The organism is Syntrophaceticus schinkii (assembly GCF_000946815.1).
Taxonomy (GTDB): Bacteria; Bacillota; DSM-12270; order Thermacetogeniales; family Thermacetogeniaceae; genus Syntrophaceticus; species Syntrophaceticus schinkii.
Window position 1 is genome coordinate 1 of the sequence record NZ_CDRZ01000027.1, and the last position, 19,545, is coordinate 19,545.

The 19,545-nt window shown below is 45.9% G+C and carries 20 protein-coding genes; 13 read left to right on the forward strand and 7 right to left on the reverse strand.

Features of this window, described 5'->3' with window-relative positions:
• Positions 1-674 precede the first annotated feature (674 nt).
• Positions 675-1,277 carry a flavodoxin family protein gene (locus tag SSCH_RS02275; protein WP_044664054.1) on the forward strand — a complete coding sequence of 201 codons (603 nt, stop codon included), beginning with the start codon at positions 675-677 and terminating at the stop codon, positions 1,275-1,277.
• Between the two features lie 236 nt (positions 1,278-1,513).
• Here the strand turns inward: SSCH_RS02275 and SSCH_RS02280 are convergent, their stop codons facing one another.
• The 6 genes from SSCH_RS02280 to SSCH_RS02305 form a co-directional block, all read right to left on the reverse strand.
• Complete coding sequence (locus SSCH_RS02280; protein WP_044664055.1) at positions 1,514-2,374, reverse strand: COG1361 S-layer family protein; 861 nt, start codon at positions 2,372-2,374, stop codon at positions 1,514-1,516.
• Between the two features lie 12 nt (positions 2,375-2,386).
• On the reverse strand, positions 2,387-5,182 hold the full coding sequence (locus SSCH_RS02285) for an ABC transporter permease (RefSeq protein WP_044664056.1): 2,796 nt from the start codon (positions 5,180-5,182) through the stop codon (positions 2,387-2,389).
• Positions 5,183-5,869: an ABC transporter ATP-binding protein gene (locus tag SSCH_RS02290; protein WP_044664057.1), complete on the reverse strand. Its 687-nt coding sequence runs from the start codon at positions 5,867-5,869 to the stop codon at positions 5,183-5,185. It lies immediately after the preceding gene.
• Between the two features lie 76 nt (positions 5,870-5,945).
• On the reverse strand, positions 5,946-6,923 hold the full coding sequence (locus tag SSCH_RS02295) for a sensor histidine kinase (protein WP_044664058.1): 978 nt from the start codon (positions 6,921-6,923) through the stop codon (positions 5,946-5,948).
• Positions 6,920-7,612 (reverse strand): response regulator transcription factor, encoded by a 693-nt coding sequence (locus tag SSCH_RS02300; protein WP_232294164.1) that lies wholly within the window; start codon positions 7,610-7,612, stop codon positions 6,920-6,922. Before SSCH_RS02300 ends, SSCH_RS02295 begins: the two co-directional genes overlap by 4 nt.
• The gene (locus SSCH_RS02305; RefSeq protein WP_156972039.1) at positions 7,609-8,319 is read right to left on the reverse strand and encodes a transposase; all 711 of its coding nucleotides are present in this window, start codon (positions 8,317-8,319) and stop codon (positions 7,609-7,611) included. The genes SSCH_RS02300 and SSCH_RS02305 overlap by 4 nt, the downstream gene beginning before the upstream one ends.
• A 242-nt stretch (positions 8,320-8,561) precedes the next feature.
• On the opposite strand from SSCH_RS02305, the gene SSCH_RS02310 reads away from it, so the two are divergent.
• From SSCH_RS02310 to SSCH_RS02350, 9 genes are all read left to right on the forward strand, one after another.
• The gene (locus SSCH_RS02310) at positions 8,562-8,819 is read left to right on the forward strand and encodes a LuxR C-terminal-related transcriptional regulator (RefSeq protein WP_052835215.1); all 258 of its coding nucleotides are present in this window, start codon (positions 8,562-8,564) and stop codon (positions 8,817-8,819) included.
• A 370-nt stretch (positions 8,820-9,189) separates the two neighbouring features.
• Positions 9,190-9,792 (forward strand): hypothetical protein, encoded by a 603-nt coding sequence (locus SSCH_RS02320; RefSeq protein WP_198142109.1) that lies wholly within the window; start codon positions 9,190-9,192, stop codon positions 9,790-9,792.
• Between the two features lie 63 nt (positions 9,793-9,855).
• Positions 9,856-10,659: a hypothetical protein gene (locus tag SSCH_RS02325; protein ID WP_044664063.1), complete on the forward strand. Its 804-nt coding sequence runs from the start codon at positions 9,856-9,858 to the stop codon at positions 10,657-10,659.
• A 158-nt stretch (positions 10,660-10,817) separates the two neighbouring features.
• Complete coding sequence (locus SSCH_RS02330) at positions 10,818-11,528, forward strand: nucleotidyl transferase AbiEii/AbiGii toxin family protein (RefSeq protein WP_044664064.1); 711 nt, start codon at positions 10,818-10,820, stop codon at positions 11,526-11,528.
• The gene (locus SSCH_RS02335; RefSeq protein ID WP_044664065.1) at positions 11,528-11,869 is read left to right on the forward strand and encodes a DUF6922 domain-containing protein; all 342 of its coding nucleotides are present in this window, start codon (positions 11,528-11,530) and stop codon (positions 11,867-11,869) included. The genes SSCH_RS02330 and SSCH_RS02335 overlap by 1 nt, the downstream gene beginning before the upstream one ends.
• Before the next feature lie 244 nt (positions 11,870-12,113).
• A complete protein-coding gene (locus SSCH_RS21565; RefSeq protein WP_084710864.1) occupies positions 12,114-12,260 on the forward strand; it encodes a tyrosine-type recombinase/integrase in 147 nt (48 codons plus the stop codon).
• Positions 12,260-12,868 (forward strand): tyrosine-type recombinase/integrase, encoded by a 609-nt coding sequence (locus SSCH_RS02340; RefSeq protein WP_052835216.1) that lies wholly within the window; start codon positions 12,260-12,262, stop codon positions 12,866-12,868. Before SSCH_RS21565 ends, SSCH_RS02340 begins: the two co-directional genes overlap by 1 nt.
• Positions 12,869-13,423: 555 nt before the next feature.
• Entirely contained in the window at positions 13,424-14,290 is an 867-nt protein-coding gene (locus tag SSCH_RS02345; protein ID WP_044664066.1) for an ABC transporter ATP-binding protein, read from the forward strand.
• Positions 14,287-15,360: an ABC transporter permease gene (locus SSCH_RS02350; protein ID WP_044664067.1), complete on the forward strand. Its 1,074-nt coding sequence runs from the start codon at positions 14,287-14,289 to the stop codon at positions 15,358-15,360. The genes SSCH_RS02345 and SSCH_RS02350 overlap by 4 nt, the downstream gene beginning before the upstream one ends.
• 54 nt (positions 15,361-15,414) lie before the next feature.
• Here the strand turns inward: SSCH_RS02350 and SSCH_RS17985 are convergent, their stop codons facing one another.
• Positions 15,415-15,780 carry a hypothetical protein gene (locus SSCH_RS17985; protein WP_156972040.1) on the reverse strand — a complete coding sequence of 122 codons (366 nt, stop codon included), beginning with the start codon at positions 15,778-15,780 and terminating at the stop codon, positions 15,415-15,417.
• A gap of 363 nt (positions 15,781-16,143) precedes the next feature.
• Here SSCH_RS17985 and SSCH_RS02360 point away from each other — a divergent pair, with 363 nt between their 5' ends.
• The 3 genes from SSCH_RS02360 to SSCH_RS02375 all read left to right on the forward strand — a co-directional run bounded on the left by SSCH_RS02360 (position 16,144) and on the right by SSCH_RS02375 (position 19,336).
• A complete protein-coding gene (locus tag SSCH_RS02360) occupies positions 16,144-16,998 on the forward strand; it encodes a LuxR C-terminal-related transcriptional regulator (protein WP_044664069.1) in 855 nt (284 codons plus the stop codon).
• A gap of 519 nt (positions 16,999-17,517) precedes the next feature.
• Entirely contained in the window at positions 17,518-18,342 is an 825-nt protein-coding gene (locus tag SSCH_RS02370; protein WP_044664071.1) for an ABC transporter ATP-binding protein, read from the forward strand.
• Positions 18,343-18,394: 52 nt separating this feature from the next.
• Positions 18,395-19,336, forward strand: coding sequence for a hypothetical protein (locus SSCH_RS02375; RefSeq protein WP_044664072.1), 942 nt, complete (start codon positions 18,395-18,397; stop codon positions 19,334-19,336).
• Positions 19,337-19,545: the final 209 nt, after the last annotated feature.

Sequence of the window (19,545 nt, forward strand, 5' to 3'; positions counted from 1 at the left end):
ATTAGGTGTAAAAAACAATTAAATTAAAAAGTCTAAATGAACAACACTGCAAGAGCAAGGCTCATCAAAATTCCCAATCTTTCCGGCATAATATTCAAGGTAGACCCCATGCAGCTATCATAGCTGCACCTGCGATAGTGGAAACAGAACCGGAGTCATGAAATCTCCAACCTTATATTTTATTAATTTCAGAGGCACCTCCTTTTTTTTAACGCTTTGAGCGCCATCTTGCGTAAGTATCGCACCTATAAATGCCCTTGTCAATATATGGCACGGTTTTGATTGGAAAGCTTTATAGTGTTGTGGCAAATTTCATCTGCCCTCAAGCATAACCCATCCCATCAGACTTCTCAAGTTTCCTTAATTATATCAATAATTATATCAATTATTGTCAAAAAAATCAGCATGCTTGTAGTGTTTGCGACCATTTAAGATACTGGATCAAGTTGATCTCAGTAACACGAAAACCCCTTAATATTTCTGCTAGAGAGCGAGTATTGTCCTATCTCTATCTGTATAATGTTGTTGCTAAATTCTTCGAAAAATATTAAACTTGGATTATTGTACCAGAAGTTTATGTTGCTTTAAGGGTATCTTGTATAAAAGGCAGACTGTGAAATGTTCTGACACCGAAAACGCTTATTATTAAATCTTATCATTAGGAGGTCTGATGTATGAGTACTATCCTGGCTGTCTCATCCAGTCCCCGCCGCGGAGGCAACAGTGAACTGCTGCTGCAGTCATTTAGCCAGGGGGTGCAAAAAGAGGGAGGGGGCATCAACACAATCCGCATCAGCGATCTTGAACTCAGCCCCTGCACCGCCTGTGATGAATGTGCGGCTACTGGAGAGTGTGTTTTACAGGATGATATGCAGAGCATCTACCCGCTGGTTGCTTCTGCTAGGGGTATGGTTATAGCTACGCCGATATTTTTTGGCACTATGTGCGCGCAGCTGAAGATGTTAATTGATCGTTTTCAATGCTGGTGGCATGCTAAGTACAGGCTGGACAAACCCTGGGTGAAGCTGGAGGAAGGGAGACCGGGCTTCTTTCTATGTGTAGGGGCATTAAAGAATAAAGCCTACTCTGAGAGCGCTTTGGCGGTGGCCAAGGTTTTTTTTCATAACGTCAATTATCGCTTTGTGGATTCTCTCTGCTATCGCGGCATAGACGCAAAAGGTGCTATTAAGGAATACCCTGACGCACTGCAAAGTGCTTATGAGGCCGGCCGTCGTTTTGCTGTAGAAGCTTATAAAGACCAGCCACGGGGACGGTGACTTTGGCTGGTCAAACCTTGGACACCACCCAACTGCCTAATCCAGTCAGGCGGGCAATTTGACGAATGGTAATCCCTTCTAGAAGCTTATAAATTATAATCTCATATCATCATCTTCCCGCTGCTTTTTTTTGTTTCAACCAATTGGTTACAAGATAGCAGATCAGAGCAAAAAGAAGGGCGCCTCCGACGGTCCAAATGATCCATCTCGGGAACTTAGATGCGGTTGTCGCTGTATCAGCTCTTTTGGGGATTGCAGCTTCTTTTTTCTTCTTCGATGGTTGTAGAAAGAGGGATCTCCTTTTCATAGTGTTCGCCGTATTCATCCTCATAGGATAAAAGAAGTGTCCCTGAAACTTGGCCCAGTGGTTCAGATTCCACACGAAAGTTGGTTGTTCCTGTTTGGGACTCACCGGGGGGAATAGTGCCAACAAGTACGCTGCCGCCGCTGCTGAGTCCCGGCATTTCAAATTTCAAGAGGGCGTTATAGATGGCGCTCTTGCCGAGATTCATCAGCTTTATCGACAAAGACGGCGTATCTCCCTGTGTCACCCGGACGGGAAGAGAAGGCTCTTCATAGGTGAGGCGTACAGGTTGGCGTACTTGCAGAATAATGCGGTCAGAGGCGCTGATGGCATTGCCATTGCTGTCCTCATATTCCATGGTAATGGTGGCGGGGTGTGGTTTGGACTGCGCGGTCGTAGTGGCGGTTACCCTAAAGCTCCAGGTACAGGAACTGTTTTTGGCAATCTGCTTGTAGTAGGCTGCGCCTGTGCCGGCAGGTAAAATCTCAGCGCTCTCTTCCCAATAGGAAAGCTTGATGTTTTTTACATGTTGTGAGCTGCTGGTGTTTCGTATAGTAACTTTAACTGTTGCACTTTCTCCCGCTTCCAAATAATCGCGGTCCAGCGTATATTTTTCTACCATCAGCTTGGGTTGAGAGGTGACCGCCTGTGCGGGTTCAGGATCAGCAGCAGGGGGGTCGCCGATTTGCTGCGCATCTGCGGCTGATGCAGCATTTGTTTCTTTTGGGCAGACCATTACAGCTGCTGTACATAGGATTAATATGATGATGAAGAAACAAACGATTCTTTTCATCTGAGATCCTCCTTACAACTCACGGATGTTTTCCACGATGCTGCCCCTGAAGATGACACCCACCTTGGAGCGGATATTCAGGCAGCATATCAAAAACAGCAAGACTACGAACAGAAGCGGCTGCCAGACGGGAAGGGCGGTGTTAACGGCCGGGATCTGTTTTGCTGCTAGCAGCCACCTGCACACTGCCAGTTCCGCCACCAGGCCGATGATTGTTCCCCAGCTGAACATGGACACCAACTGCCACAGATATGAGTGCACAATCTCCCGCTCGGAGGCTCCCACAGCACGGATTGTGCCGATCTCACGCTTGCTCGCCCAAATGCGGGCTGATAGGGTGTTGTTCACCATGCTGGCACAGATGGCGAAAAAGAGTATAATCAGCGCGCCTGCGGCGATCAAGAGGCCGTATGTAATTTTTCTGTTCTCTCTGGCAAGGGATACAAAGGAAATGAGATCAGCACCGGCAGTCCGCGCCGTGATCAGCGCAAGGTTTGTGTCCAGATATTCCTCCATCTCCGGGTCGGGGCTCTCGGAGAGAGTGATGGCCAGGGCATCATAGGGAAGCTCGAAGCCGAGCGTACTCAGCCCCGCAGTTGTGGTGATAATATCACCCACCTCGTGATAGAAGTAAGAGGAAAAGTATTTTTGCAGGTCCTTTTCGCCGGCAGTGATTTCAAGGAGCGCGCCGATGGTGACTGTCTTGTCTATCCGCACAACCTTGTCCGGAAGTTTACGTGTTTCCCCACCGGTATGCTCCTCAGGCTCGTCAGTGTACAATAGGCTTAAGGTAAGTGTATCGCCTGCCTGGAACATATTATTATGATATACTGAACTGTAGGCCGTTTCTTTATCAAGTGCATAATCAATGCGTGTGGAGATACTTCCGTTGTCATATTTTTCTTCAATGATGCCATATTTCTCCGGTGCAATGATGAGTATTTCCTCACCGGAGGACAGTATGTCGATATTGATCCTTCCTTGAGATACAAAATGTGAGAGCTTTTCTACAACTTCCGCATCAATACCGCAGCAGTCCACAGTGAGATAATCCTGAGTATAGCCGTATTTGGCCTTGCTCTCCTTGTAGGTATTGTGCAGCAGGGAGTGTGACCGGTGCAGCTCCGGAGTATTTGAAATACCCTCTGTCAGCGGTTCGGGGGAAAGATAGTCAAAATGGCTATACCCGTTCGCAGCCATCATGTAGGGCGTGATCTTGTCTGTGAGTATCTTTACACTGAGGACTTTTTCCCCTGTAACTGTTTTTACAGTGGACAATGCCGCAACATCAGCTCTGTCCTGCTCGGTAATGCCAGGCTTGTGAAACTCGTATTCCATCAGCCAATCTATGGCGCGGCCCTGTTGAAACAGGTGATAGTCGCTGCCATAGTCCGATTTGGCCTCACTGAGGAGCGGGGTTGCCGCGAACACCACCAGCGACAGCAGCATGATGGTCACCACCAACATGGCGGTGACCATGACCTGTTTGTTTTTGTAGAGTGTCAGGTTGCGGCGTGCGATGTGGCGGGAGACGTTAAAAACCTTCTCGCTTTTTACCGTGCTTTTCTTCATTCTGCGGGATAGATCTACATCCCGTATGGCCTGCATGGGCGGTATCTTAGCTGCTTTTCTCAGCGGAATGGAAGCAGCAAACAGAACGCATAGCACACCGGCCGCTGCTACCAGTGCTATGATTAATGCGTTCAGGTGAAAGATGTAGTTTGGACCCAGTATCCTAGTGATGCCCCACACAGTGAGGCAGGCCAACAGCAAGCCGAGAGGGATAGAAAAAACAGATAAAATAAGTGTCTCCCTGCCAAAGATGTTACATATCTGCCTTTTTGTGGCGCCCACTGCGCGCAGCATGCCTATCTGCCGCTTGCGTGATTCGAGGCTGGCGGAGAAGGAGTTGATAATGCCCAGGCAGGCGGCGCACATCAGGATCAGGGCGATGATCATGAAGAACACAGAGGTGGCGATGATGGTATCATCATTGGTATTATTGCTGTTGTTGAGAAATTGGTAGCGCGTGTTCTCAACAGCTGCCCAACCAAAATTGTCATCGATAATCCCATATTTTTCACAGAATGATTTCAGCTGCTCAAATGAAGTATGGGTGCTCTGGGCATAGCGTCCGTAGCAGTTCACGATCTCCTTGCCGCCGGCAGCTATGGGCTCATCCACAGAGAGCACACCCGCAGGATAGTCGTGATATGCCGGGGCACATAAAGCCCACTGATTTAAATAACCAAGCTTGTCAGCGACTATCCCCACTATTGTAAAGGTTTTTTGGACAGGTGAACCCATAAAATCTGTGCCATCCGGGATCAAAAGCGTAAGTGTGATGGTGTCGCCTATACTTGCTTTTGTGCGCAGCCGCGCCAGGGTGCTCCGCTCAAGAGCAATCTCCCCGGCCTTGTTGGGGAGTCTCCCCTCTAGGGCTTCCTTCCCTGCAAGGGTAAGGGCGGTTTCATCAAATCTGGCAATGGAAAAGCCGTTGGCTTTGTTCTGTCCGTCCGGAAGGACATAGCCCATTATTTCAGCTGTCCCATACTCAGATAAAACTCCACTTTCCAGCAATTCCTCCAGCGGCGCATCCTGGCAATTAAAAATGATGGCATCCTGCTTGCCTACACGCTGGTAGTGCTGCTCTTTCAGTGAGGTGAACATGGTGGCAGCGAAAAGGAGGGTAGCAGCAACAAAATAGATGGCCAGCACAATCCCTGATATCAGCAACCTGTATTCTCTGCGTCTGTTTCGGAGATTAGCAATGGCAATGGAGTTTACGGAAAATGAAAGATGCATCATTTACACCTCCTGCCGGCAGCTGTCAAAGGTGATGCTTCCATCTTCCAGTGTGATGATGCGCTCGGCCTGTTCGGCGATGTTCAGGTCATGTGTGACGAGAATGAGGGTCACACCCATCTCTTTACCGACATATTTGAGCAGAGAGAGAACTTCTTTGCCCGTCGTTCCGTCGAGATTGCCTGTGGGTTCGTCTGCGAACAGGATGGAGGGCCTGTTGGCCAGTGCCCGGGCGATGGCGATGCGTTGCTGCTGGCCGCCGGAGAGGGCATTGGGCAGGTGATGCAGCCGGTCTTCGATCCCCAGCAGTTCAATGAGCATGGCAATGTATTTTTCATCGGGATTTCTCTTGTCAAGCAGCACAGGCAGCAAAATGTTCTCATAGGCGGTCAATTCCTGTACAAGATTATACGCCTGAAACACGAAGCCAAACCTGCGCCGGCGCAGAATAGACAGCTGATTATCGTTATAGGCGAAGAGATCTTCACCCTGGTAATACACCTTTCCTGATGTGGGATACTCCAGCCCGCTGAGAATATGCAAAAGTGTCGATTTGCCCGAGCCGCTGGGGCCTCTCACTGCGCAGAATTCTCCCTGTTCAAAGCTGGCGGTGATGTTGCGCAAGGCATGAACGGTGTTCTCGCCGTTTGCATAGGTTTTTGATAGGTCACAGCAGTTTAAAATTTGCATGGTTTTACCCCCTTGCGACTGATCCTATCAGCTGAATCTTTCATTTCCCTGACGATTGTCTTACATTTTCGCAAGGTTAGCCTATGGCCAGGATTCCGTCCAATTTAGGAAAACAGAGGGTGATTTTTAAACCCTGTGCTGTATTTTCCGCAAAGATCGTTCCATGATGCCTTTCCACAATGGTTCTGGTAATGGCAAGCCCGATGCCGGCGCCTCCTTTTTGTGTACGGGAAGAGCGGTAAAACCGGTGAAATAGTTTGGGCAGTTCTTCTTCCGGTATCCCTTTGCCATCATCTTCAACAGTTATGGTGATGGAAGAATCAGCAGCTGCGAGGGAGACCTGAATCCTGCCGTTTGGGGGTGTGTGTCTACAGGAATTGACCAGAATGTTCTTCAGCGCTTCACCCATCCAGTAGGCATCACAGCGCATGGTCACTTTGCCTGTGACGCAAAATGCTTTTTCGGGATACAGGGGCTGGAGTTCTTCCCATACTTGCTTGGCCAACTCGGAAAAATCGTGCAAAGCAAAATTCATCTCATATATGTTGGCGCGGAGTTTTTCCAGCCGCAGCAGTGAAGAGATCAGATGCTCCATGCGCTCGATCAGCACGAGCTGTTTGGGGGTATGGGCACTGGAATTGTAATCGTTATCCATCTCGCAGTAGAGTCTCAGCGCTGCAAGCGGTGTTTTGAGCTGATGTGAAATGTCGGCAATGAAGTCGGCGTTTTTTTGCATTTCCTGCTGCCTGTTGTTGTGCTCCAACAGCAACCTGTTTTCCAGTTCGACCACATTATTTTCCAGCAAGGAAAAGGTGTTGTCGCTTGTACTGAATTTGGGGGTTTCATCCCTTCCTTCGAGAAAATCCGTTAATTGCTCATGCAATTCGCAGATGGTTTTCTTTTGCTTCCTCGACACGCAGAAACAGAGCATAAGTGCTGCAACACCTGTGAGAAGCAGTGCAAGCCCAACCCATTTTGTTATTCCCACAGAAGAGTGATTTAAATATGCCCCCAGGGCTGCTGTGAGCCCGGCGAGTAAAGCGATCAGTTTCATGCCTTATCCTCAACCCACTGATAGCCGATGCCACGCACAGTTCGGATATAGGTGCCGCCGATCTTCTCGCGCAGCCGGCTGATATGTACGGAAAGGGTGTTGTCATCTATAAACAGTCCTTGATCATCCCAGATGGTTTGCAGCAAGAAAGTTCGTGTCACTACTCTCCCCGGGTTGCGAATCAGAATGGATAACAGCTGAAATTCCGTCGGCGTCAAAAACAATTGTTCATTTTTGTAAAAGACGCTCATCTTTTGCAAATCAATGCGCAGCCCGTCCTTTTCGTAGACAACAGGCTGGTTTCTCCTGAGCAGTGCACGGATGCGGGACAGCAATTCCAACAGACGGAAAGGCTTTGTTACATAGTCATCCCCTCCTGCATCCAGCGCCCGTACAATTTGAATTTCTTCGTCCTTTACAGTTAAAAACAAAATGGGAGTATCTTTCCCCCCGCTTCGCCAATGGGCGCATAGATCAAGCCCGTTGCCGTCCGGAAGCATGATATCCAGAATAATTAAGTGATAATCGTTCCCTGCCATCAAGCATTTTGCCTCACCGCATGTGCTTGCGCAATCGACAGAATATCCTTCCCGCCGGAGCAACTCACACAGGCCATCCTGCAAAAAAGCGTCATCCTCTACAATGAGCAGTTTTATCCTGCCACGGGGACGGTGACTTTGGCTGGTCAAACCTTGGACACCACCCATCTGCCTAAACCGGTTAGGCGGGCAATTTGACGAATGGTAACCCCTTCTATAGCCTTAAATTGCCTCAAAATCTGGTCACGTTCCCCAGGGTGCATTTTCATCAGGCAAGCTATTGGCTTCCCGCCCAATAATACACCCGCCAGCATAAAGAACTCGCTGTCTGACAACGGAATGACATTTTCAATGTCGAGGCATCTATCGCTATTTGGAGTGTTTATGAACCGTAACAACTGCTCGCGTCCGCCCATCACGCCCAGGCTAAAAGCGGTGTCCACCAGCACCGAACCCCGTTGAGCAGCGCCAGCATAAGCCGCGTAGCTACTCCAAGGGTATTCACAGCAGTGCCGCGTTATTTCAGCTTTCACAGGGTTTTGATGAATGTAACGTAAAACGGTCAAAAAATATGAATCATCCTCAACAACCTCGCTACGAAAACGCCCTTGAAATAGGTGTCCAACACGTTCATATTTGCAGTTAAACCAGTAGACATAAGAGGAACCGATCCGCTTCAGTGTATCCCCGATAGGCTCTTCAAGTTCCTGCAAGAGAAGATGGACGTGATTGTCCATCAGGCAATAAGCATGAATAAGGAAAGGAGCACTTTCTTTTACCTTAGCCAGAACCTCTAAATAGCGCGAGCGATCTTTTTCCTCATGAAATATTGGTTCTTTATTAATGCCTCTAACCATTACGTGATATATGCCGGTTGTACTTTGCTTTCTAGGTAGCCTACCCAATGTGCCACCCCCCCAAAAAAATCAAATAAGGAATTTATTGCGCACAGTGTCGCATGTACATTAGTTCACCACTGAGGGAAGTTTTTCCTTTAGGCGATGCTTATTGTTCTATGATAGTAGAGTGGTGATACCTGCCAAAGTCACCGTCCCCGTGGCTGGTCCTTACCATTTTGATAGAACGGGAGTTTTCGCTAATGGCAGATTGCTGCCAGGATCTAAACACCGGTGATATGTTACCGGCACCCTGCCTTATCCCACCGGAAGTGGCTGTAAAACGTACCGCCCGTGAGCATGATGTCCTGAGTCTGTTACTTTCCGGGTTGAGCAGCAGAGAGACAGCAGCAAAGCTTCACCTCAGCGTTTCCACTGTTGAAGGCTACCGCAAGCAAATATACCAAAAGCTTGGTGTGAAAGGTGGCATAAAAGGGGTCCTTGCCTTGCTCAGTCGCTGAGTATGGTTCATCAGCTTGAGGCTCGCTTCTGATTGATCTCTGTAAAAAAGAAAGAATAAAACCCCCAGTTCTGGGTGTTTACAGTATATACCTTTGATGTTAGTCTATAGGCAAAACTTTGAAACAAAGAGATGTTCGTTGATTATCATTGTAATAACAGGAGTTGGGGTTACTTGCTGGTTCAACTGGTATCAGCCGAAATTACTGGAAAAGGGTCAAGAGGGCAAAATTATTTGGCGAAGAAAGGAAGTGGATGTGTGTACATATAAAACTGCAAAGCAGTGTGAAGACTATCATATGAGTTTCCGAAAAACTACTTAATCTGTACGAGGAGGATAATTTATAGTGATTGTATTGGGTAGTACATAGTGTGAAAAGAATAATTGGAGGGATAGAAGTCATTATGGTGTTAAATAAAAAACAAATATTGTGTTATTTATGTTTATTATGTGTGTTTCTTTTTAAATTAACAATTATAGGAAAACATGTAGAGGCTGCAACTCAAGTCGATGGATATAAGCATTTTAAGCATAATGCGTATAATCTTCAATGGGGCTATAGATGTTTTGAATATAGTAATGATTATATTTGCACGGTTATAACCGGGTTTTCAGGAGGAGGGTATACTTATAAAGCAGCGACTAATCAGGATTTAGCTTCATATAAAACTCCTGCGGATATTATTTACCCTCCGTTAATAGGAAATGGAACGGTTGTTCTCCAAGGTGTTTATCTTCTAAATACAAGCAATAATGTTGTAAATAGTCTTGGCAATGAATCTTTTAATAATGGTACAATTAATTGGAGAATTGTTCCAGGCGGGACATTGTGGTTATTAAGCAGATACAGTTACACTTGGTTGGAAGGTATACCAAATGCTACTTACCGTATACAAGTTGGAACTACATTTGCTTTACCTTGCTCTTGGTATCCTTTTTTATGGACCGATTACACATATACACCGTGGTTTTAAACTAATAAGGAACCGCATAACGGAATGGATAATATAGTAACTTACAATAGGAGGTTTTATTTTATGGAAAATAAGTACGCAAAATTACTCAAGTGTGCCGTGGTTTTCGTTATTATCATTCTTGCAGTATTGTCAATTATGATTACGGGGGTTATCAATGATAAGGATAACGAGCAAAATAATGCTCTTTATGCAAAAGATCGCCCAACACTCGATGATGTTTTTGAATCTACAGGAGAATATGTACGAAACCATAAGAATCTATTAAAAGAAGCAACTAAGAGTTTGAAAACATTTAAATATCCGGATCATCTTGTGGTTGCACAGATAGGAGATGTTCCCCTTACGATAAGTGAATTGGAATTCAGGAAAGGTTTATACGCCTCCGTCAACCCTGCAAAAGGGACCAATGATATTTTCAATGAATTAGTAGAGAATAAGATATTTATTAATGAAGCTGTACAAAGAGGGTTTCTTCCCACAAATGCAGAAATTGATGAATTTCTGTCTATACATAAGGAAAAATACAAATCGGACCCGGAGTACCGAGATGGTGTTGATAAACTGATCCAGAGTTGGGGTATTTCAGAAGACGAGTATTGGCAGGAATACGAATGGTATAATGCATATCAAATTATTGTAATGGATAAGGTTTATAAAGATGTGATTAGTGAAGCGGAAAATAAAAGTAAACTCCCTATAATAGGAATAGGCGACAATAATTCAGAGGTGATGAAAAAACAGGAACTACAAAAATCCTACTGGGTTCAGTATACAATGAAACTCAAAAAACAGGCAGACGTTAAAGTAAATAATAAATTTGTCAACGAACTTAACTTTGATCCAAATAAGTGGTATTCATCTTAAAAGAATTGTTACAACCTGCCAGAGGGTGTTCCTCTGGAGACAGGGCTTTCTTAAGCAGGGAAAAAGAAGAAAAGGAGTTATTTTAAAGTATCATCCAAGTTATTATTATCAAATAATGGTATAATTATAGCAAACAGATCTTATGGGAGTTGCCAGATATGTTAACTGAGGTCTTGGACAATAACGGATGGTATCTTTGTGGGGCTGTGGGTCACAGCAAACTAATGCAGCAGTATTACCTGGCAGGGGGAACCGCGCTAGCCCTTCAGCTAAACCATCGAAAATCTTACGACCTGGATTTTTTCCGGATAGGAACTCATGAGAAGATTGACTTTAACGGAATTCTGAAGGATCTAAGAGATATATTTAGAAAAGAGGATATATCTGTTGAATTACGGAAAATAGACCAAACAATCATTGAAATTAGCGGGACAAAAGTAACGTTTTTAGCATATCCTTTTCCACTTGTAAACCCGCTTGTAGAAGGCCAAAAACCATCAAAATATCTATCTGGTATTAAACTGGCACATCCATTGGAGATAGCCCTGATGAAGGCTTACGCTCTAGGTAGGCGTATTACTTTTAGAGACTACATCGATCTGTATTTTCTTTTTAAGCACAGGTTAGTAAGCATTGAATATATTCTGGAAGAAGCCCCGAAGAAGTTTATGATTGGCAAGGAGACAGTTTTCTCTCCAAAGTTGTTCCTGCAGCAGCTTGTATATACGCGAGATATACAGGATAAAGAAGCTGCGATTGATACTCTACTGGGAGAAAAAGTAGGCAGCAATGATATCGAAGAATTCTTGCGTCAGGAAGTAATGAGTTTCTTAAAAAACAATCCGGTAATTAGAAATGGAGGGTGTTAATGAAGTTGCCAGATAGTTTTAAGCGACTATTTAGAAATTATAACTTCCAGAAAATAGACACTGAAAAACACGATAAAATGATTATTAAGACAACACTGGTTCTCGGTACATGGGAGCAGATCTTGTGGCTTTTTGAATTCTACGGGAAGAATAAAATCGGTGATGTTTTTCGTGAGGATCTGAATGGTTTGAGAGAATTGCCGGAACCGGTTGTTAATCTATGGGGATTGTTATTCCTAGATGAGCAACAAAACGTTGATGAAATGGAAAGGCAAGAGGCCGAGAGCAAGCTGAAAAAATGGAGTTGTCGACGCTGGGTGCCGATTGACTTTGTTATATAAATAAAGAAATCTTCTCCTAAAAGAGCCGATCTATCTGGATGCTACTGCAAGCGTCTACGCTCTACAGAAACATCTTTTAACATTCTTATATTCATGTTTACTGGCATCCCAATCCAGAGAGTCCTTCAGGAACCTTTACTTCATCTATTACTTCCTTTTTTTGAGCTTATTTTATTAACAGCGATATATCCCGCCTTATGTCCGGTTGAGCTACGCCACTCTGCATAGCATCGTCTGCCTGTATATGAGGCGGGCAGGCATAAAATATGAAGGCAGCCCAAGGCACGGTCCACACGCGCTCAGGCACAGCTTGGTGGGAATTCTGCTTGAGAAAAAAACACCAGTTCCCGTCATTGCAGAAGTACTCGGACATCGTAACACGAAACGCTGATGCTGAAACATATTGACAAAGATGTGGTTATCGGTTTTCTGAATTGGATTGAGCAGGACAGAGGGTGCAGCACCTCCTCAAGGAATGTTCGCCTGGCAGCACTGCATTCATTTTTTAGGTATCTGCAATACCGCGATCCGGCAGACATCTATACATGGCAAAGCATCCTTGCAATCCCGGTCAAGAAAACCGTCAAACCATCAATATACTATCTTACAATCGAAGGGGTTCGGCTTATTTTTGCCGAACCTGACCTGACGACACAAAGCGGACGCCGTGACTTGGCAATGCTTGCGCTGCTGTATGATAGTGGTTGCCGCGTCCAGGAACTGATCGACCTGCGACCATCCATGGTAAGGCTGGAAAGCCCCAGCACTGTAAAACTTATCGGCAAAGGAAACAAAGCACGTATCGTCCCATTGCTGGAAGGCCAGCTCAAACACCTACGTATCTACATGAAGGAAAACAGGCTTTTGGAGCCATATGCGAATATGTACCCCTTATTTAGCAATGCCAGAGGTGAAAAGCTTACCCGCGCCGGGGTGAATTACATCCTAAATAAATATGTGCATAGAGCCCGAATAAAAAATCCCTTCATTAGTCCCTGACAAGCTGAGCTGTTATTGCCTCCGGCATTCGCTAGCGATGCACCTTCTGCAAGCTGGAGTTAATCTTGTTTACATACGAGATATCCTTGGCCATGAATCAGTAGGAAAAAGCGGGAAGATCCTCACGCCAAAAAGTGAGAGTTGTCTACTTCACAGGACATAATTAGTAATATATAATTTTTTTGAACGAGGGAACAAATTCTGGAAGATATTAATCGTCGCTGGATCGCGTTGATATCGAAGGATGTTATAAATCAGATGAGCTTTGTAGCACAAACAAAGTGTGAAAGGGCGAAGCTGTATTTAAATAGGACAGGGTCTGTGTACTTGCAAGGATTTGGTCGAATTTAGCAACAATTTTATCACCTTAGATAGACATACAGTAGATATTACTTGAACCCTAGCACCACCTCGGAGGGTAGAGTTTGAAAAGGCTCAATAGTTTATGTATTATTGAGAGCATCAAGAGGGTCTGGTAATCTGGAATACGTGAGTTTTACACAAACAAATGTCGTATAGTATGACTATATAAGACAATTAACAAGGAGAGTACCTATGCTGCAAAGTGAAAAAGCCATCCTGGCAAAAGGGTTATACCGCGCCTATAACGGCACCATCGCTGTGGATGGTATTTCGTTTGCAGTTGAACCAGGCCGGATATTCGGTTTTCTGGGTCCTAACGGCGCCGGCAAGACGACGACTATCCGTATGCTGACCGGACAACTGGCACCTACCAGCGGCACAGCTTACGTGGCCGGATGCAACGTCCTCACTCAACGGACCGCACTCAAACAGCGTATCGGTGTTGTCTTTGAAATACAGAATCTCTATGAACGTATGTCTGGATACGAGAATCTGGCGTTTTTTGCTCGTTTGTACCGCGTTGAGAAAAAACGCATCTGCGAGGTGCTTGAACAGATTCAGTTGGTCGGTCGTGAGCATGAAGCAGTACGCCGTTATTCGAACGGCATGAAGCAACGCTTGCTTATCGCCCGTGCGCTCCTGCATCGGCCACAGGTGCTCTTTCTCGATGAGCCGACGCGAGGTCTGGACCCGGTCATGGCGCAACAGATTCGTGCGGTCATTGTCGATTTGAAACAACAAGGTGTGACGATTTTTCTCACGACACATTATATGGAAGAAGCCGACCAGCTCTGTGATCATCTGGCGATTATTGACCGGGGGAAAATTATCGCACACGATACACCCAAGCTTCTCAAACGACAGGCGTTACTAAACCTGCGTTGCATCAAGCTGACTTTGCATGACGAGCAGCAGATAACGCTTTGTCTTGATGACCGAAAGGATAACAAACGGCTATGCGAGTTGATTGAGGCCGACCATGTGCTAAGCATCCATTCACAGGAGACAACACTGGAAGATATCTTTATCCGACTAACTGGAAGGAGCCTGGTGCAATGAATCGTCACGTCGTCCTGGCCATCGCGCGAAAAGATCTTGTTGATGCGATTAAAAACTCTTATATTTTGATCGCCATCATACTGCCGGTAGGCCTCTCAATACTATTTAAACTGATTTTCCCGGCAGGGGACTTGACACTGAGTGTGAGCGTGTACGATCCGGGTGATTCACAACTGGTCGCTCAGATGGAGAATCAATCCAACGTTCATATCATCAAGGCTGTCTCGCCGGATCAAGTCCGGCAGATGACGGACGAGAGGGAGACCATCGGAGGCCTGGTTATCCCTGCTGACTTTGATCGGGGTGTAGCTGCCGGCGATCAACCGGATCTGCAAGTGTATGTTAACGATCGAGCCGGGATCGGTGAGCAGATTGCTTTTCAATCCTTGATCCAAGAAAAAGTATGGGAATTAGTTGGCCAAGAAGTGCCGGCTCGCCTTATCGTGACCCGCTTGTCTAATCCAACTGAGGAAAATTCTCCCGGCCTCGACCCAGGATCAGCTTTCTTGGTTATGTTGTTGGTGATGGCGTTGGCAATCGTCGGTACGTTCGTTGTGCCCATGTTGTTGGTCGAGGAGAAAGAAAAGAAAACCCTGCTGGCCTTGCAAGTGTCACCGGCCGGCGCGAGCGATGTGGTCGCTGCCAAGTCGTTGGTCGGACTGTTTTATGCATTGCTTATGGCGTTAATCATCCTTACTCTTAATCAGGGCTGGCAGGGCCAGTGGCCGCTCACACTACTGGCCCTGGTTCTGGGGGCACTGCTAGTCGTCCTCATCGGTCTGCTGATGGGTAGTTTGTTTAACACCGTTAATGAAATAAATACCTGGAGTAGCGTCGTCATATTGGCTCTGATGGTACCAAGTTGGACGACGATGCTACAAATGCCGGACAAGGTGGAGACTTTTTTACGCCTGCTCCCCACCTACTACCTGGGTCAACTAGTCACAGCCTCAACCACTGGCCAGGTCGTATGGAGTGAGTTTGGACTGCAGATCAGCATAATGGTTGTGTGTATCGTCGCCGTTTTTGGGGCTGCGGTATGGGGCATACAACGTGAACGAGTGCGCTGATGTCCCTACCAACAAAAATTCCTCAATTCTATCGATTATTTCGGGGGCCCTTTTTTAGCGGCCTGCGGCCGCCCCGGGTTTGCGAACGCCTTCATAGTCAAGGTCTTCGTCTAAAAGCTCCAGGCGCCCCCGGGCTACGGTCTTTTCGACTAAATCTAACAGGGAAGCAATTCTACGGTCGCCGCCGTGGCCCCATTTTAAAGATTCAAAGCCGGTGTAAAGTCGCCTTTTCCGCTCATCCAACAGGCTGAACAATATCACGATGGCTGCTTTTGCTTTACAGGTGAGGAGTTTGGAAGAGCTTGAGCGCAGAGAGAAAGAGAGTTTTAAAAAGCTGCTGCCGAGGGAACAGAAGCCAAAGAGAGATTTTCGGTAATAAAATATAAGAAAAAATAGCGCTCCTAAAAACAGCCGTTGCAACGGCTGTTTTTTATACCCAAACCCCGTTTATACATCAATACAGCCCGTTTGTGTTGTGTTTTGATCCTGTTGGGATGACGGGCAGGAGAATAATTTTTCGGTGTTTAATATACATTGCAACACCCGGTAGGATAATTTGCCAGGGACATCATAGTTCCCTTTTTCTCTATTAGTTTCCAATTAATTTCATAAAAACCTGCATTCGATTACCTTTTCCTTTAAAACTAGGGCTTGCGGTCATAGCAAACACGTGGTAAATTGTCACAATAATGTGTAGTTATAGCAGGAAATCGGAACTATTTTTACGAATTGTTGAAGTGTTATGATATATAACCAACGACATAGATCGAAAGGTGATTGGTGATGCCTTTCTTGCGGGAATCAAATTTAAGGGATTATATCCGCTATTTCTGCACTCCCGAAGAGCTTAAAGCCTCTTACCTTCAGTGCAGTTTTCTAAAGGTGTCACCGGAGTTAACAAAGCCCCGAAAGATCCTTGAGCCAGCTACACTCGTGTCGCACCTTAAAGTTTGTGCTCACCTTCTTGACCTTGCTGATCAGTATATTGCCCCTCTAAGTTATGCTGGCATGCAAAACAACTGCTACATCTACATTCTCTGTGATCCGAAGCTAGTGACACTTAAAATATTCACTTCTCCGGGGTTTCTGGCCGACATCGAAGAAGTCGGTGTTAGACCCGGTACATTCTTTACGAAGGAAAGCTGCGGCACCAATGCTTTAGCTCTAGCGCGGGAGTACAGGCGTCTTGTTGCTGTTCGGGGTGAGCAGCATTACTGCCGATTATTTAAAGATTGGTGGTGCGTTGCAAGTCCACTAAAAGATCCGGAAGGCGAAATCTTTGGCTACCTCGACATTTCGATGCATGCTGAGAAAGAACTGGGCTTAGCTGTTGCACACCTGCAGACACTTACCATTTTGATCGAACGGGAGTTTTCGCTAATGGCAGATTGCTGCCAGGATCTAAACACCGGTGATATGTTACCGGCACCCTGCCTTATCCCACCGGAAGTGGCTGTAAAACTTACCGCCCGTGAGCATGATGTTCTGAGTCTGTTACTTTCCGGGCTGAGCAGCAGAGAGACAGCAGCAAAGCTTCACCTCAGCGTTTCCACTGTTGAAGGCTACCGCAAGCAAATATACCAAAAGCTTGGTGTGAAAGGTGGCATAAAAGGGGTCCTTGCCTTGCTCAGTCGCTGAGTATGGTTCATCAGCTTGAGGCTCGCTTCTGATTGATCTCTGTAAAAAAGAAAGAATAAAACCCCCAGTTCTGGGGGTTTACAGTATATACCTTTGATGTTAGTCTATAGGCAAAACTTTGGCAAAACTTTGAAGGGGGGTGTTCATCAAGGGGAGGGTTTAAATGCACAGGCTGCTGTCGGTGCGCATTCCTATGTTGGTGCGATGCAAGCTGTATATTGGACTGTGCATTGGGGTAATGGGAAGACGTCTTCTGGGGCTGCGTTTCCGTTTTCTTCAACTTGGAGCGGCCAAAAAGTTCACCGGTATAATAGCGCCGGATTATACACAACTATGCTGAGCGGCTATGCGATATCTGGCAAAAAAGTACTTCAATTTTTATGTCCGATATCAACAGTTTATGTGTATTAAATCGTATATTTTACAGACTCGGATGGATCTAAATTTAGGGTTAGGAGTAAAGGATTCTGCTGGCCTTTACTCCTAATCTTCTCTCTTTTGTTGCAAGGAGGTAAAACAATGTTTGAGTTTTTTGAAGTCACGAAAAAATATCGAAATCAGGAGGCGTTAAAACAGCTGCGGTTTGCTATTGAGCCAGGGGTAACAGCTGTGGTGGGACCCAACGGGGCAGGTAAGACCACACTGTTTAACATTTTAACAGGACGCATCTCCCCAACAGCAGGGGCTGTAAGTTTTAAGAAACAGCCTGTGGAGAATATTCGTGGTTCCTTGGGCTATTTGTACGAAGATCCCCCTTTTTATCCTTACTTGACCGCGGAGACTCAGTTAGGATATTTCAATGCCCTTCGTGAATACCCAGTGAAAGCACACGAGATATATGAAGGTATAGAAAGATGGGGTGTTCCGTCAAAGGGGAAGAAGATTAAAGAATTTTCCCAGGGCATGCGCAAGCGACTGGGTTTGGCCAATGCCTTTCTGGGGGATCCTCAGGTTGTTATCCTGGATGAACCGTTTAACGGCTTGGATTTGGAGGGGCAGCATTTGCTGGAAGACACCTTTGATCCTTACCGCTCCGAAGATAGATTCCTGATCTTTTCCAGCCACCAATTGGAACGCATTACACTGCTCGCCGATCGCATTGTCATACTTGACCAAGGCAGGCTGGTTTACGCCGGTGAAACAAAGGAATTGGCAGAACAAGCTGCCAAAGTAATTTTCTATCTGCCCAAGGATATTCCAATGGACCTGCTTTGTATTTCTTTGGTTATAGAAAGCGGTGAAAGGGGGGCCTGGGTAACGGCTACGGTTAGAAAGGACAAGGCCACTCATTTTTACAGCATCTCTCTGAGCATGATATTACCCCACAAAGCAGCCGGTTGTTAATTCCAGAGCTGGAACATATGCTGGAGGAAAAACAGACTTCGGGGGGGTCCAAATGACAGGCAGCGGGCTTTTACGAGTCATACAGGCGGAGATAAACCGGGTCGTGCGCAAACCTTTTATTTACATCATTCCACTGCTATTTCTAATATATGTGATCCCTGATGAAGTCGGTGCGTATAATAGGGCTTTGGCCTTTTATACTGGTACGATTGAAATGCCCCCTGGAGTACCAAACCCTTTTTCCGGAGTTGATTTGTCACAAATGCTGTACTGGTTTCGATGGGAGAATATCCTCACCTCCGCAGGGGCGACATGCCTTGCCGGATTGGGGGGGACTTCACTTGTTGGATATGTTGGTGCCGTGTGGTTTGCGGATGATTTACAGACAGGTGTAAATAAACAGATTGCTGTACTGCGAAAGCGCCTTATGCTGGTAATCTCAGGCAAGTTTCTGACCCTTGCCCTGTACATGGCCGGCATCTTGATTTTTGTAGCGCTCGTTTCAGTGCTGACGACACTGTTTTTAAGTGAGATACCGGGCCGCGAACCGGCTGCCCTATTACGCTGGATACCCCTTAGGAACATTATGCTTTGCAGTATAATGGCGGTTATGTGGGCAAGTCTGGTCGCCATGATTACCCTGCTGAGCCGCTCACCTGTTTTAGGGGCCGCTGTAGGTGTTGTGTGGCCTCTTGTGGAGACTGTGGGACTGATTACGGGAAATAGCAAGATACAGTTGTTTCTGGCGAAAATAACCCCCATTAGTACTATCCATTCCCTTCTCGCCTTCATTTATGATCGTTTCTCATGGGTGATCGATTCAACTCCGGTGGTTCTGTGGACAACATCTCCTCCCTTAACAAGAACCATGGGAACTGTTTACGGGATGGAAGCACTGGTGCCTTTTCTTTTACCTTTTTCCTCATTATTGACAGTGCTTGTAGTATATAGAGAAAATTTCATTCTAAAAAACTCATTGAAATCAAGGTTTTGAAGGCCTAAAATAAAGGCTTCACCCCAACTTTTGCCGAATTATAAGGTAAATCAAACCAAATAAAGCAAAAGTGGAAAGGGATGAAGCTACCTTGTATATTCGACAACAGTGCCTGATTTCCTTCGAAGATGCATTAAAAATGCAACCTGAAACTAGATCATGGAAAAGATTTTTAGCACCCTTTGATTTGAAACCAATAATATCCAGGC

Excerpts from the sequence above, each read along its gene's own strand:
- SSCH_RS02275 (WP_044664054.1), top strand. The coding sequence starts at position 675 with ATGAGTACTATCCTGGCTGTCTCATCCAGTCCCCGCCGCGGAGGCAAC.
- SSCH_RS02280 (WP_044664055.1), bottom strand. The coding sequence starts at position 2,374 with ATGAAAAGAATCGTTTGTTTCTTCATCATCATATTAATCCTATGTACA.
- SSCH_RS02285 (WP_044664056.1), bottom strand. The coding sequence starts at position 5,182 with ATGATGCATCTTTCATTTTCCGTAAACTCCATTGCCATTGCTAATCTC.
- SSCH_RS02290 (WP_044664057.1), bottom strand. The coding sequence starts at position 5,869 with ATGCAAATTTTAAACTGCTGTGACCTATCAAAAACCTATGCAAACGGC.
- SSCH_RS02295 (WP_044664058.1), bottom strand. The coding sequence starts at position 6,923 with ATGAAACTGATCGCTTTACTCGCCGGGCTCACAGCAGCCCTGGGGGCA.
- SSCH_RS02305 (WP_156972039.1), bottom strand. The coding sequence starts at position 8,319 with ATGGTTAGAGGCATTAATAAAGAACCAATATTTCATGAGGAAAAAGAT.
- SSCH_RS02310 (WP_052835215.1), top strand. The coding sequence starts at position 8,562 with ATGGCAGATTGCTGCCAGGATCTAAACACCGGTGATATGTTACCGGCA.
- SSCH_RS02325 (WP_044664063.1), top strand. The coding sequence starts at position 9,856 with ATGGAAAATAAGTACGCAAAATTACTCAAGTGTGCCGTGGTTTTCGTT.
- SSCH_RS02330 (WP_044664064.1), top strand. The coding sequence starts at position 10,818 with ATGTTAACTGAGGTCTTGGACAATAACGGATGGTATCTTTGTGGGGCT.
- SSCH_RS02335 (WP_044664065.1), top strand. The coding sequence starts at position 11,528 with ATGAAGTTGCCAGATAGTTTTAAGCGACTATTTAGAAATTATAACTTC.
- SSCH_RS21565 (WP_084710864.1), top strand. The coding sequence starts at position 12,114 with ATGAGGCGGGCAGGCATAAAATATGAAGGCAGCCCAAGGCACGGTCCA.
- SSCH_RS02340 (WP_052835216.1), top strand. The coding sequence starts at position 12,260 with ATGCTGAAACATATTGACAAAGATGTGGTTATCGGTTTTCTGAATTGG.
- SSCH_RS02345 (WP_044664066.1), top strand. The coding sequence starts at position 13,424 with ATGCTGCAAAGTGAAAAAGCCATCCTGGCAAAAGGGTTATACCGCGCC.
- SSCH_RS02350 (WP_044664067.1), top strand. The coding sequence starts at position 14,287 with ATGAATCGTCACGTCGTCCTGGCCATCGCGCGAAAAGATCTTGTTGAT.
- SSCH_RS02360 (WP_044664069.1), top strand. The coding sequence starts at position 16,144 with ATGCCTTTCTTGCGGGAATCAAATTTAAGGGATTATATCCGCTATTTC.
- SSCH_RS02370 (WP_044664071.1), top strand. The coding sequence starts at position 17,518 with ATGTTTGAGTTTTTTGAAGTCACGAAAAAATATCGAAATCAGGAGGCG.
- SSCH_RS02375 (WP_044664072.1), top strand. The coding sequence starts at position 18,395 with ATGACAGGCAGCGGGCTTTTACGAGTCATACAGGCGGAGATAAACCGG.